Origin of the sequence: Flavobacterium sp. 11 (genome assembly GCF_002754315.1) — a bacterium.
GTDB classification, from domain to species: Bacteria; Bacteroidota; Bacteroidia; order Flavobacteriales; family Flavobacteriaceae; genus Flavobacterium; species Flavobacterium algoritolerans.
This window is the reverse complement of record NZ_PEFE01000001.1, coordinates 2,596,881-2,610,518: the sequence shown is the minus strand read 5'-3', so window position 1 is coordinate 2,610,518 and position 13,638 is coordinate 2,596,881. Positions and strand designations below refer to the sequence as shown.

12 protein-coding genes are annotated in these 13,638 nt (G+C 34.8%); 4 read left to right on the top strand and 8 right to left on the bottom strand.

Going from position 1 to position 13,638, the window contains the following annotated elements:
- Positions 1–20 precede the first annotated feature (20 nt).
- From CLV00_RS11310 to CLV00_RS11295, 4 genes are all read left to right on the top strand, one after another.
- A complete protein-coding gene (locus CLV00_RS11310) occupies positions 21–2,054 on the top strand; it encodes an OmpA family protein (RefSeq protein WP_099715301.1) in 2,034 nt (677 codons plus the stop codon).
- 242 nt (positions 2,055–2,296) lie between these two features.
- A complete protein-coding gene (locus tag CLV00_RS11305) occupies positions 2,297–2,776 on the top strand; it encodes a nuclear transport factor 2 family protein (RefSeq protein ID WP_099715300.1) in 480 nt (159 codons plus the stop codon).
- Positions 2,766–3,212, top strand: a complete 447-nt coding sequence (locus tag CLV00_RS11300) for a DUF1572 family protein (protein ID WP_099715299.1) — start codon at positions 2,766–2,768, stop codon at positions 3,210–3,212. Before CLV00_RS11305 ends, CLV00_RS11300 begins: the two co-directional genes overlap by 11 nt.
- A 112-nt stretch (positions 3,213–3,324) precedes the next feature.
- On the top strand, positions 3,325–4,413 hold the full coding sequence (locus tag CLV00_RS11295) for an AI-2E family transporter (RefSeq protein ID WP_099715298.1): 1,089 nt from the start codon (positions 3,325–3,327) through the stop codon (positions 4,411–4,413).
- A 1-nt stretch (position 4,414) separates the two neighbouring features.
- On the opposite strand, the gene CLV00_RS11290 is transcribed toward CLV00_RS11295, so the two are convergent.
- The 8 genes from CLV00_RS11290 to CLV00_RS11255 form a co-directional block, all read right to left on the bottom strand.
- Positions 4,415–5,461, bottom strand: coding sequence for an o-succinylbenzoate synthase (locus CLV00_RS11290; RefSeq protein WP_099715297.1), 1,047 nt, complete (start codon positions 5,459–5,461; stop codon positions 4,415–4,417).
- 62 nt (positions 5,462–5,523) lie between these two features.
- Positions 5,524–6,729 (bottom strand): M48 family metallopeptidase, encoded by a 1,206-nt coding sequence (locus CLV00_RS11285; RefSeq protein WP_099715296.1) that lies wholly within the window; start codon positions 6,727–6,729, stop codon positions 5,524–5,526.
- Between the two features lie 213 nt (positions 6,730–6,942).
- Positions 6,943–7,620, bottom strand: coding sequence for a metal-dependent hydrolase (locus CLV00_RS11280; RefSeq protein ID WP_099715295.1), 678 nt, complete (start codon positions 7,618–7,620; stop codon positions 6,943–6,945).
- Positions 7,621–7,673: 53 nt separating this feature from the next.
- The gene (menA, locus tag CLV00_RS11275) at positions 7,674–8,636 is read right to left on the bottom strand and encodes a 1,4-dihydroxy-2-naphthoate octaprenyltransferase (protein ID WP_099715294.1); all 963 of its coding nucleotides are present in this window, start codon (positions 8,634–8,636) and stop codon (positions 7,674–7,676) included.
- An 83-nt stretch (positions 8,637–8,719) separates the two neighbouring features.
- A complete protein-coding gene (locus CLV00_RS11270) occupies positions 8,720–10,234 on the bottom strand; it encodes a PH domain-containing protein (RefSeq protein ID WP_099715293.1) in 1,515 nt (504 codons plus the stop codon).
- Positions 10,234–10,755: a PH domain-containing protein gene (locus CLV00_RS11265; protein ID WP_099715292.1), complete on the bottom strand. Its 522-nt coding sequence runs from the start codon at positions 10,753–10,755 to the stop codon at positions 10,234–10,236. The genes CLV00_RS11270 and CLV00_RS11265 overlap by 1 nt, the downstream gene beginning before the upstream one ends.
- A gap of 72 nt (positions 10,756–10,827) precedes the next feature.
- Entirely contained in the window at positions 10,828–11,658 is an 831-nt protein-coding gene (locus tag CLV00_RS11260) for a 1,4-dihydroxy-2-naphthoyl-CoA synthase (protein ID WP_091170323.1), read from the bottom strand.
- A gap of 881 nt (positions 11,659–12,539) precedes the next feature.
- A complete protein-coding gene (locus CLV00_RS11255) occupies positions 12,540–13,394 on the bottom strand; it encodes a S1 RNA-binding domain-containing protein (RefSeq protein ID WP_099715291.1) in 855 nt (284 codons plus the stop codon).
- Between the last annotated feature and the right edge of the window lie 244 nt (positions 13,395–13,638).

The following is a 13,638-nucleotide window of genomic DNA, read 5'->3' as shown; positions in this document are numbered from 1 at the left end:
AATCAAACAAAACAAATAACATGGACAATATAAATAATTTCAAAAAAGGATTACGCCAAGCTTGGTCACCTAATAACTTACCACTAAAAAGCCTTTTAGTAGTCTCATTGACGTGGTTAAGCGTGCAAACACCAATACAGGCACAGGAAGTTCAAGCGGTTAAATATGCTAAACCTTCTTGGTACTTTGGACTTGCTGGTGGTGCTAATTTTAATTTTTACCGTGGTTCTACTAATCAGTTGAATGCTGGTTTTACGCCTCCGGCTACTTTTCATGAAGGAAATGGCACAGGACTTTTTATTGCACCACTTTTAGAATATCGTCCTGCTGATTCAAGATGGGGTGTAATGTTACAAGCAGGATATGATAGCCGCAAAGGTGCTTTTGACCAAGTAAAAACAGCATGCGACTGTCCTGCTGATTTATCTACTGACTTAAGTTACATCACCGTGGAACCAAGCGTACGTTTTGCTCCTTTTAAATCTAATTTTTATCTTTATGGAGGTCCACGATTGGCTTTCAATATGGACAAATCATTTACATACCAATTAGGCATTAATCCGGCTTTTCCTGATCAAGCTCCTTCTCCTGCAGTAACGGGTGAATTTAGCGAAATAGAGAAAACTATTTTGTCAATGCAAATTGGTGCAGGATATGATATTCCGCTTTCTTCAGATAGCAGCAAAACACAATTTGTATTGTCTCCTTTTGTTTCTTTCCAACCTTATTTTGGTCAAAATCCACGTGCTACAGAGACTTGGAACATAACTACAATTAGAGCGGGAGTTGCCCTTAAATTGGGACAAGGAAAAAACATTCAAGAAGCAACGGATTTGGCTAAAGACCGTGAAGTGCAGTTTTCTGTAAACTCTCCTAGCAATGTTCCCGGAGAAAGAAGAATGACTGAAATTTTCCCGCTTAGAAACTATGTTTTCTTTAATGAAGGATCAACAGAGATTCCAAATCGTTATGTTTTATTGACGAAAAATCAAGTGAAAGACTTCAAAGAAGATCAATTGGAAACATTTGCTCCAAAAAATTTATCAGATCGTTCTAAACGTCAAATGACTGTTTATTATAATGTACTGAACATCCTTGGAGATCGCATGCAAAAAAATCCTTCATCGACAATTACTTTGGTGGGTTCCTCTAACAATGGCAATACAGATGGTCTTACTATGGCAGAATCTGTTAAAACCTATTTGGTAAATATATTTGCAATAAATCCAACCAGAATTACCCCTAAAGGTCAAAATAAACCAAATATCCCATCAGAGCAACCAGGAGCAACATTAGAATTGGTTTTGCTACGTGAAGGAGATCGCAGAGTTTCTATCGAAAGTAACTCTACTGATCTATTGATGGAATTTCAAAGTGGTCCTGATGCGCCATTAAAACCAGTACAGATTGTTGCCTCACAAGAAGCACCAGTTGAAAGTTATGTAACCTTCAACAATAAAGGAGCTGGAGAAGCATTATCATCTTGGTCATTACAAATAACTGACGAACAAGGAAAAGTACAATCTTTTGGACCTTATACTCAAGATGAGGTAAGCATTCCTGGAAAAACAATTTTAGGTAGCCGTCCAGAAGGAGATTATAAAGTAAAAATGATTGGCCAGACTAAAAGTGGTAAAATTGTAGAAAAAGAAACTCCGGTTCACATGGTACTTTGGACTCCTGCAAAAATGGAAGAAGGGATGCGATATAGTATAATCTATGAATTCAATACTTCTAAAGCGATTTCATTGTATGAAAAATACCTAACTGAGGTAGTTACGCCTAAAATTCCTGTTGGAGCAACCGTAATTATCAAAGGTCATACGGATATTATTGGTGATGAAGTTTACAATCAAGACTTGTCATTAGCTCGTGCAAATGATGTAAAAAATATCCTTCAGAGCAGTTTAGCTAAAGCGGGTAGAAACGATGTTAAATTCGATGTATCAGGCTATGGTGAAAATGAAAATAATTCTCCATTTGACAACAAAACTCCCGAAGAACGTTTTTACAATCGTACCGTAATAATTGATATTATTCCTGCCGTTAAATAAATCGAGATAATAGAATACCATCTAATAAATTATAAAAGAGGATAGAAACTTAAAAGTCTATCCTCTTTTTTTATCTAAAATTGAGAAACCATTTCCGAATGTAATCTAATGAGAATCAATCCTGAATTATTCCTGGTGTTTCTATATCAGAAATAAATCACATCAAATTATTCTATATTCCTTTTTTAAAACCTAAATTTTAACAAAAAAATTATTATTTTTACTACTCACTTTATGTAGATATGACCCCAAACGAAAAAACCCTCATTAAGTTTTATACTGCTTTTGCCAATGCCGATGCTTCAACTATGTGTGAATGCTATCACTCTAAAATTGAATTTCGTGATCCTGCTTTTGGTTTATTAAAAGAAAAGGATGTGTGCCAAATGTGGAAAATGCTTATTGAAAAAAGTAAAGGAAATATAAAAATTGAGTTTTCAGATATAAAAGCAGATGAATACGTTGGTTCCGCGCAATGGATAGCTACCTACAATTTTAGTAAAACCAATAGAAAAGTAGTAAATGTTATTCGCGCACAGTTTCAGTTTAAAGACGGATTGATCAAAAAACACACTGATGATTTCGACATCTGGAAATGGTCCAAACAAGCTTTTGGAATTAACGGATATTTATTAGGTTGGACTGGTTTTTTTCAACATAAAATACAGCAACAAGCACTGCTATCATTGAAAAAATACAAAGAAACTAAAAATGCTAATTGAAACTTTAAAAACACTATTCAACCGAGATTTAAATCAGCTAAAAACCGAAATTGAGTCGTACCAAAACGAAAACGATATTTGGAAAACTCAAAAAGGCATCGCTAATTCAGCCGGAAATCTATGCTTGCATTTAGTGGGAAATCTAAATACTTACATTGGCGCCGAATTTGGAAAGACAGGTTATATAAGAAACAGACCATTAGAGTTTTCACTGAAAGACATTCCAAGAGCAGAATTGCTGTCAAAAATCGAAGAAACCATTGTCGTTGTTGACAATGCATTAAATACAATATCAGAAGAAGAATTAAAAAAGGAATATCCTCTTTTAGTTTTCGAAAACAAGACTTCTACTGAGTTTATGCTTGTCCATTTGACCACGCACCTAGCCTATCATTTGGGACAAATTAATTACCACAGACGATTATTGGAAACTTAAAACATTCGCAATAATTGGCAATTTAGTAGCTTGTTACACGTTTTAGGTTCATACTTAAATCGTTTATAAAGTAAGGAAGAGTAAGGAATAACGCTTATAATACAACAATTATATGTCAGAATCTTCTAAAACACCCATTCCATTTCAATCCAACAGGAGATTTTCTCTGTTAGAAATTCTTCAGTTTATCGTATTGGCGGCTTTGATTCTGTACTTTGGCAAAACATTATTTATTCCGTTAAGCTTTTCATTACTCATTGGTTTTATTCTATATCCTGTTTGTAAATGGATGGAAACAAAAGGAATCAACAAAGGAATTGCAATTGTTATTTGTATTTTAGGAGTAACACTTTTGGTAGGAGCTATAATTTATCTATTATTCGCACAGTTTTCAGAGTTTCTTCACGAATGGCAATCTTTAAGAACCAAACTAACCGAAACAATAAATCAATTGAGTCTTTTTATTTCGGAACGATTTGACATTAGTTTGCAAAAACAAACAGAATTTATCAATAATACAATCAACAACTCCGGTTCACAAGCTTTTTCAATAGTCCGAAACACCGCTTATTCCCTCTCTGAATCTGTATTTTTTTTATTAATGATTCCTGTTTTCTCGGCATTAATACTTTTCCACCGCCAGATGTTATCAAATGCCTTATATGAACTTTTCCCTCCCGAAAGAAAAAAAACCATTCACGAAATCCTCGTTGAAACCATTCATGCGTATTACAATTTCATCAAAGGAATGCTGCTGGTCTATTTAATAGTTGGATTATTAAACAGTATCGGACTATTGATTATCGGAGTACCACACCCATTTTTGTTTGGTTTTATAGCCTCAATCCTAACTTTTATTCCGTATGTAGGAATCATGATATCGTCGCTCTTGCCCATTGCCGTTTCTTGGATAACGTACAATTCAATTTGGTATCCGTTGGCCGTCATTGCTGTTTTTTCTGTTGTTCAAGCACTCGAAGCCTATATTATATTTCCTTTTGCAGTGGGAAGCCGTTTGAAAATAAACACACTTGTCATCATTATTATAGTAATCTTGGGAGGCATTTTATGGGGCGCTGCAGGAATGATTCTCTTCATTCCGTTCATAAGTATCATAAAATTGATTGCCGACCGTACACCTAGTTTAAAGACGCTATCCGTTTTATTGGGTGACGGCGAACAAAAGAAAACTACGAAATAATCTATTTCAAAAGAACAAAATCAAACTTCCAATCCAACTCTTTTTTATACCACAATTGCCCCTGTGAAACTTCCAGCGGGCAGTCAAAATTATTGGTATAAAGTGCTCCGGTTCCTAATCCTTGAGGCATCAAATTGTGCTGTAAAAAGGTCCATTGCGCAATAGCATTCAGTCCAATATTACTTTCCAAAGCTGAGGTAATCCACCATCCGATTTTATGCTTTTCAGCCAATGAAATCCATTCTTGAGTGCCTCGAAAACCGCCTATAAAACTAGGCTTCAAAATGATGTATTGCGGCTTAATTTTCTCTAATAATTGTTCCTTTTCTATCAAAGTAAACACACCAATCAACTCCTCATCCAAAGCAATAGGAAAAGGTGTGATTTTACACAGCTCTGCCATACTGTCAGTATGATTTTTTTGTATCGGTTGCTCTATGCTATGCAATTTAAATTCAGATAGTTGCATTAATTTATCTAAAGCTAAATTTTCACTAAAAGCACCGTTAGCATCAACCCGAATTTCGACTTGTTCCGGAGTAAAATGCTCCCGAATAAATCGCAATAATTGCAGTTCTTTATCAAAATCTATTGCACCTATTTTGAGTTTAATGCATTGGAAACCTTGTGCTAGTTTCTCTTCGATTTGCTGCTTCATAAACGACTCCTCACCCATCCAAACCAAACCGTTTATCAAGATGGATTTTGTGCCATTTGTAAAGTCCGAAGGGAACAATAAAAAAGGGTTTTCACTCTCCAAAGATTGGAACGCCATCTCCACTCCAAACTGTATCGAAGGAAACTCCATTAAAGCTTCCCAAAGTTGGTCTTTTCCTAAGTGAATAGCATCGCAAGTCCATTGTAATTTTTCTTCATAATCCGAACAATCATCAATACTCAATCCGCGAAGGATTCCACATTCTCCTATTCCTTTTTTACCGTCTTGCTCCAAGACGATAAACCAAGTTTCTTTTTCGGTCATAACGCCACGGGAAGTTCCTGATGGTCGTTTGAAATTAAGAATGTATTTGTGATAGGTTGCTTTCAAGAAATTATAAATTATGAGTTATGAGTTATTTTAATCTTGTATCTAACTAATTATATTAAAACTTAATCCACTAACTTCAAAATCCTTTCAAAATCACGGGAAGTTATTCCTGCCTTTTTGAACGTAGCAAAATCTTGTTTTATTTTTTGAGTCCAACTCAAACTATCCGTAACGTTTTGAGATTGATATTCTTTATAAATAGCTTTTGCCGAGGCATAATTATAATTTAATAAATAGGCGTGTGCCAAATTCATCTTTATCAACAACTCCGTATCATCAAGTTTTTCGCCTTCTTTCAGGAATTTAATTGCTTTTCCGTATTGCTTCGTCAACACATAACTACTTCCTATTGCATTGTAATCCAAAGCGGTCGCCTTGCCATCATTGATAATTGTTGTCAGTTTCGAGATGGCTTCGCCTTGTTTTCCTTGTTTTGCAAATACAGCGGCTTGCTTGCGCAAATCATCATAAACACTTTTTGAAAGACTGGTTTCCCCAAAACAACTGTTGCCAAAATCCTTGAACGCTTTAGCACGCTCTACAGCCAATAATTTTTGAAATTCCTTAAACTTGTACTTGGATTGGATTTTATCGAGAATACAAACGCAAAAATCATCTGAATTGGTCATTTTTTGAGCCAAATTAGATGTTTTACATTGATCGATGATTGCTTTTCTGTTTTCAAGCGTCCAGCCACGACTGAGTTTATTATCGACCCACGGCACAACTTCCAGAATAATTTTTTGGTTCATGATCCAGTTTTTACTTTCGAAACCAAACCATAAATTCCCAGAATTGGATTGCATACAAGCCGATTTATCAGTAGAAAGTCGTTTGGCATCTTTACTGACTGGCGTATCCTGAACCAAACACGCATCATCAGTTTCTCCATTTTCTTTGTATTTTGCAGCCAAGTCGGCACTGGAAAAAACAGCATACTTGCATTTGTCATCTCCAGAAATTTTAGACAAAATAAAAACTGCTCCTGCTGAACCTTGACTAATTCCCGTAGGATCCGGGATGGCTTTTAAAACCGAAACCAAACTGCCCGCCATTTGCTGATTTTTATCCAAAAGCGTTATTCTATAAACAACCTCAGTAGTTCCTTCAGGGAAATCTTGGGTTTTTATGATGCTTCTGTCTCTCGCTGAAACCGATATTTCTTCGGTTGTAGCGCGGGTTTTATCCCAATAACCGTCTTTTTGAGAGAAAATAGATTGAAATGAAATAATTGTTATTACTAATAAAGCTATTTTTTGAATGTTCATTTTCTTGATTAACGTTTTTTAGCCCAGATTACTTCACTTAATTTTTATTTACATAGGGGTTCATTGAACTTCGTTTGCAGTGAAAATCCTTTTTATCAGCCTTTTTCGGCTGATAAAAAGATTACTTCACCATACTTTTATTTTAGTGGAGTTCAGTGAATTTCATTTGCAACGAATAGCTGGAGATTGCTTCGAAAAACTCACAATGACTAATTACAATTCGATGGAACTTCCTATTTCAAGCAACATCAAATCTTTTCCTTTATTGAAAAATTTACGAATGGATTCCTCGTGGTCGATTTCGATATACCCAAAAGTGTCATAATGATACCCTAGAATTTTATCGCAATCCAAGAAATCAGAAGCAATAATTGCATCTTCGACATCCATGGTGAAATTATCGCCTATCGGCAGAATAGCCAAGTCGAGTTTGGTACGCATAGGAATGAGTTTCATATCCATAGAAAGTGCCGTATCGCCTGCAATATATACGTTTTTATGTTCGCCTTCGATGACAAAACCACCTGGATTTCCTCCGTAACTGCCGTCAGGAAAGGAACTGGAATGAATGGCATTCACATATTTCAGTTTCCCAAAGTCAAAATTCCAGCTGCCACCGTGATTCATCGGATGCGACTGAAAGCCTTTTTGAGAATAATAACCTGCAATTTCAGCATTGGAAACAATTACTGCATTGGTTCTTTTGGCAATTGCCTCGACATCAAGAATATGATCTCCGTGAGCATGCGTCACCAAAATATAATCCGCTTTTAAGGTGTCAATGTCAATGTGTGCTGCGTTTGGATTAGCCGAAATATAAGGATCAACAATGATGTGTTTGCCTCCAACTTCTATCCCTAATGATGCGTGACCGTAAAATGTTATTTTCATTTTTTTTAATTTAAAAATTGAATGATTGAAAGATTCCGTATTCGATTATTATTTTATCTCCCGCCTAAAAATGTATTCACAATGATATCCGAAAAAAAGTAAATCATACCTAACGACAATAAAACCGAAAGTGCAAAAGTACTCAATGCCAGTTTTTTTAATTCAGGATCTAATTCCTTAGGGTTTTGATTTTTATAGACGGTAATTAAATGTTTAGTTAAAGGAATATACGCCAATAAAAATAAGTATTGATCAAAATGAAAATCGTCAACAATTGCAAAAATCAACACCATGACCATCGCTGTTGCAATCAAAAAATAATGGTATATTTTTGCTTTGGCTCCGCCAATTTTTACGACAATCGTATTTTTATTAGACTTCCTATCTGAGGCTTCATCACGCATATTATTCAGATTCAAAACACCGACGCTCAATAATCCAATAGCAATTGCAGGTAAAACCAATTCGAAATCCAATTGTTTGGAGTATAAAAAATTCACCCCTAAAGTACTTACCAATCCGAAAAATACAAAGACAAATACATCGCCAAATCCACGGTAACCATACGCTGTATTCCCAACTGTATAGCGAATTGCAGAAATAATTGAAAGAATTCCCAATACTAAATAGAACAAGGAAAACCATAGATTTGTATCTCTAAACGCATAATAAATCAACAACATCGCTGAAAGCAACGTCAATGCCGAAGTAATTATAATCGCGCGTTTCATGGCTTGTGGAGTAATCACACCACTTTGTATCGCACGTTTTGGACCTACTCGATCCTCGTTATCCGTTCCTTTCATGCCGTCACCGTAATCATTGGCAAAATTAGACAGTATTTGCAATCCCAAAGTTGTTAAAATAGCAAAACCAAATAACCGCCAGTTAAAGACTTCTGTTGGCGTTAATATATCGTCTGTTGGGTGCGCCAAAGCATACATACTACCAACTATTATTCCAGAAACCGATAAGGGTAATGTACGTAATCGTGCGGCTTCAATCCAATGTTTCATGTTTTTTTATTTAAAAGTTGAAGTTTAAAACTTAGGATTTAAAGTATATAAAACTTTAAACCTCAGACTTTAAACCATTTTATTTACATCCAATTACTATCGGAAGTTTCTATTTGATACAACCAAAGGTTGACTTGTTGCTTTATAACTGAATAATCCCCTAACTGAAAAGCGATATCTCCTCCTGCTGTATGCAATGTTACAGAACCTATATTCAACTTTTTATGCCAAAAAAGCTGGGAAGTTGTAATCGCTTGGATTTTACTGGGCTCAATAATATCATTACTCACATCCCAAGCACCACTTTGCTTTATTATAAAATTCTCGTTGATGAAGAGTCGGTTATTCTTAAATTTAAAATATTGGATTAATCCAATAAAAATCACATAAACCGGCACTACATAACTGTATTCAAAAAACAGGGGTTCAATCCAATATCCAATCGCCAAAAATCCTAACAAAGGTAGTCCTATTGAAAGGAAAACAGAAAAAACAAGTTTACGAAAATTAGGCTGAAGCATTAATCCTTTTTCAGGAATTTTATGAAACAACAATTTCAATATCGAATCTCTCTCTGCTTCACTACATCCTGGAATTTCTATTACCGACTTGCGTTCTTCTTTTTCTCCGCTTGTCGCTTGTTTGATTTTCAGCTCCAGAATCCCCATTTTCTTTTGGAAATAATTCCTTTTAACGGTCGTAATCTGAACTTTTTCAGGTTTGATAATAGTGCTTTTTGTGTTTAACAACCCAAAAGACAACAACAAAGAGCCTTTTTGTCGGGTTATTTTATAATCATAATATTTGAAAACGATTCGGATTACATTTACAACCAAAACAATCCCAAACAAAAATACTATCGATATTAAAATCGTCTGAAAGACTAAATTTTTATCTATGTAAGAACCTACTTTCTCTTTGTAAACATTATTCTCGTCTCCAAAGTTTTGCAAATTCTCATAAATCGTACTAAAGAAAATAAGCAACAAGGCGATACTTCTCTCATAGTTAGACGTTATTCCAACTTTCAACAAACTCAAAAAACTTATTTTAATGAAAGGATGTGTCGCTTCAAATAGTTTTTGCTCGGTTTCCTCCAATGAAATTTCTTCAGTTCCAATTGTATGCTGCGTTTCTTCATTTTCCAACAAACAGAATTTCAACTCCAAAGCCAATTCATGCGAAATCGCTTTGATAGCTCCTTCTTTTTTATTGCTTCCGGCAGTATCTACATCCAATTCATAAACACCAATTAACTTTTGAATAAAAGACTGATTGATATTTACCTGTTGAATTTTACGCAGCTGAATCGCTGTTTTAGTTTTATTGAAAACGCCATCTGTAATGATAAATTCTTCATTTTCGGCATCCAAAAAGAAAGTAAAATTCAGATATTTCAAATAAGAAACAACTCCAATACTCCCAAAGACAGTTGCCATCCCAAGGAAAAAATACAATTTATTAACCTCGTCAAACTTAAAAATCCAAATCACAATCATAGGCCACAACGCTCTGGCGTATTGCTGAAGCGTGTAAAAAAACATCACCAAAATCCCTATTGAAGATTGCCTTTGCGGCTGACTAAAATCGGCTCCCATTACAATTGCTTTTGTATTTTACCCATCAACAATTGTTTGATATTTTCGGCTTGTTCTTTTTCGATTCCCGGAATTTCAATGTCACTTGAACTTCCTCCGGCCGTAAAAATTTCAATTTTGGCAAGACCAAAATAACGTGAAATTAATCCTTCATGCAAAGCCACATGTTGCACTCTATTATAAGGAATTACAATAGTTTTTGTAGCAATAATCCCGTGTCTGAAAAGAACATCGTGTTCCCGGAATGCAAATCCTTTTTTCTTGAATCCAATAATCGAAAACACGACTAACAAAATCGAAAATACAGGAATTACTATTCCTAAAATCAACCAGACTCTTCCCGAAAACAATTCCGGTTTAAGCATGGAAAATAATATTGGAACTAGAATTAGTAGTGCTATAATTCTCACCAGACTAATCAAAACCACTCTAATGTATTTAGGATGTAAATTCGTAAAAGTGACTTCCTCAAATTTTGGAAGTTGGCGCGTATCAATCGTTTCGTTTGTGAAATTTTCCATTTTTTTATTTTGTTTCAGGTTTAAAGTTTAACGTTTCAAGTTCTATACTTGAAACCTAAAACATCAAACTTTTTACGGCAACCATTTTTTCTCAAAATTCGGTTTTCTTTTTTCCAAGAATGCGTTTCTTCCTTCTTTAGCTTCTTCGGTCATATACGCAAGTCTTGTAGCTTCACCTGCAAAAACCTGTTGTCCTACCATTCCATCATCGGTAAGATTCATGGCAAATTTTAGCATTTTAATCGCCATTGGTGATTTTTGCAAAATTTCCTGCGCCCATTCATAAGCTGTATCTTCTAATTCAGCATGCGGAATTACCGCATTTACCATTCCCATATCCATTGCATCCTGAGCCGAATAATTACGTCCCAAGAAGAAAATTTCGCGTGCTTTTTTCTGTCCCACCATTTTAGCTAAATAAGCAGAGCCATAACCACCATCAAAACTCGTTACATCAGCATCCGTTTGTTTGAAAATAGCGTGTTCTTTACTCGCCAAAGTTAAATCGCAAACCACATGCAAACTGTGTCCTCCACCTACAGCCCAACCTGGAACTACAGCGATAACTACTTTTGGCATGAATCGGATTAAACGTTGTACTTCTAAGATATTCAAACGATGCTGTCCGTCATCACCCACATATCCTTGATGCCCACGCGCGTTTTGATCGCCACCGCTGCAAAAAGAATACACGCCATCTTTAGAAGAAGGTCCTTCAGCAGAAAGTAAAACGACACCAATGGACGTATCTTCCTGTGCATCATAGAATGCATTATATAATTCGGCAGTCGTTTTCGGACGGAACGCATTGCGCACATCCGGTCTGTTGAATGCAATTCTGGCAACGCCATTGCATTTCTTATAAGTGATATCTTCGTATTCTTTGGCAGTGATCCAATCCATTACAATTGATTTAAATTATTTTAGTGTAAAAATAAATCATTTTTTACATTTTATCTATTCTATTTAGATAAGCTTATGGTAATCCTTCTCTGATTAAAGGCTTTAAAACGTTAAAAAAGAATTAAAAAAAAGCATTTTAACAGTAGGTAATTCAAATTATTTTTAATTTTAAATCAAGCTAATCAGATGAATACAAATTGTTTATCTTGATTAATTATTGATTCTTCACTGATTTATTAACCTAAAAAAAGAATGTATTGAATGCAATTAAAAATGTTGTCGCTCCTTTTTCTACGGTAATAACTTATAAAAATATATTCAAAGCCCCGATAAACGAGCTAATGTTACAACCATTTGCCTCAGCAGTAAAAAATAAAAAGTAACACCTACGGTTAAATAAAGATTTATTTTTCTTGTCCTTGCAAAAGTGAGACATTAATAAAAAATTGTTTTAGAAAATTATCTTCCAATATATAGAAAACCAGCGGCCTTATCGTGAAATTATTTCTTAACTCGTAAGCAAGTGATTATACATTTAAAGACAAACTATTCTTTAAAGTAATTTACGCTTAAGTTAATATTTTTAAAATAGTATAGAGCATACTATTGTTCATTATAGGTGGATAAATATACTTTAAAAGTAAAATTAAATTTATTTTATTTTAATGCTGCTAGAATTTAATATTCTAAAACAGTATTAAAAAGAGAAAGACTAACCGTTATGATTAGTCTTTCTTTTTTTAAATAAATAAAGATTGTTCAACTATATTTTTTTTCTAAACCATTTAGAAATTAAGCTACATTAAGAATCTCCTCTTAACTAAATTTCCTTAATCTCTTAATGGTTACAAAAGAATAAACATCAATATTGTTAGTATTTTTTATTCCTTAACCAAGTAAATTCCGTCTTCCTTGATTTCTATTAATTTCTCTCGGTACAAAGCGCCAATAGCTTTCTTGAAAGTTTTTTTACTCATCTTCAAAACCGTTTTAATGTCTTCCGGATGTGAATTGTCAGTCAATCGCAAGAATCCTCTGCTGGCTCTTAATTCATCCAGAATTTTCTCGGCATTCGGTTCGATACTTTGATATCCTTGAATTTGTAACGAAACATCTATTTTATTATCCGGACGAATCGTTTTGATATAGCCACGTATGCGGTCTCCCGTACGAATCGCATCATCATAGACTTCATCTTTGTACAACAACCCTTTGTACTTTTCGTTGATGATCACGTTAATTCCTATCTCGGTGATGTGCGAAACAATCAAATCTACTTCTTCCCCTTTTTCAACCGTAAGTTCCTCATTTTTTAGAAATTGGTTGGTCTTACTTGAAGCAACCAAACGATTGGTTTTTTCGTCCATATATAAGTACACCAAGTAGCGTTTCCCTTTTTCCATAGGACGCGCCTGCTCTTTAAACGGAACCAAAATATCCTTTTCCATTCCCCAATCCATAAAAGCACCAACCTGATTGGTATAATTTACACGTAAAAGTGCAAACTCATTCAATAAAATATAAGGTTCTAATGTCGTGGCAACGGGTCTTTCTTCGTGGTCTAGATACACAAAAACAATTAACTCCTCACCTATTTCAAATTCGTTTGGCACGTATTTGTTAGGCAACAGAATATCATGTATTCCTTCTGGATCTTGTTCTGGATTTCCCAGAAACAAACCCACTTTGGTATCACGTAAAATGGTAAGCGTATTGTATTTTCCTATTTCAATCATTTTCTTTCAATTTCTAAAGCGCAAAGGTACGAAGTTTGAAAATAGTAAATTAAGAAACCGTCCACAAAAAAACAAGCCTAAAATCCGATGGCTATTTTCTTTATTAGGAGCACAAATTTCCGTTTTTTCATAACGAGTTGTCCTGCTGTTCGCAGTATCAACGCCCAAAAGCGTGGGATACTTGCTTCCATCGGGGCTAGATTAGAACGTTTTGTTTTTCAAAATTTCGAACATTATAAGAGTA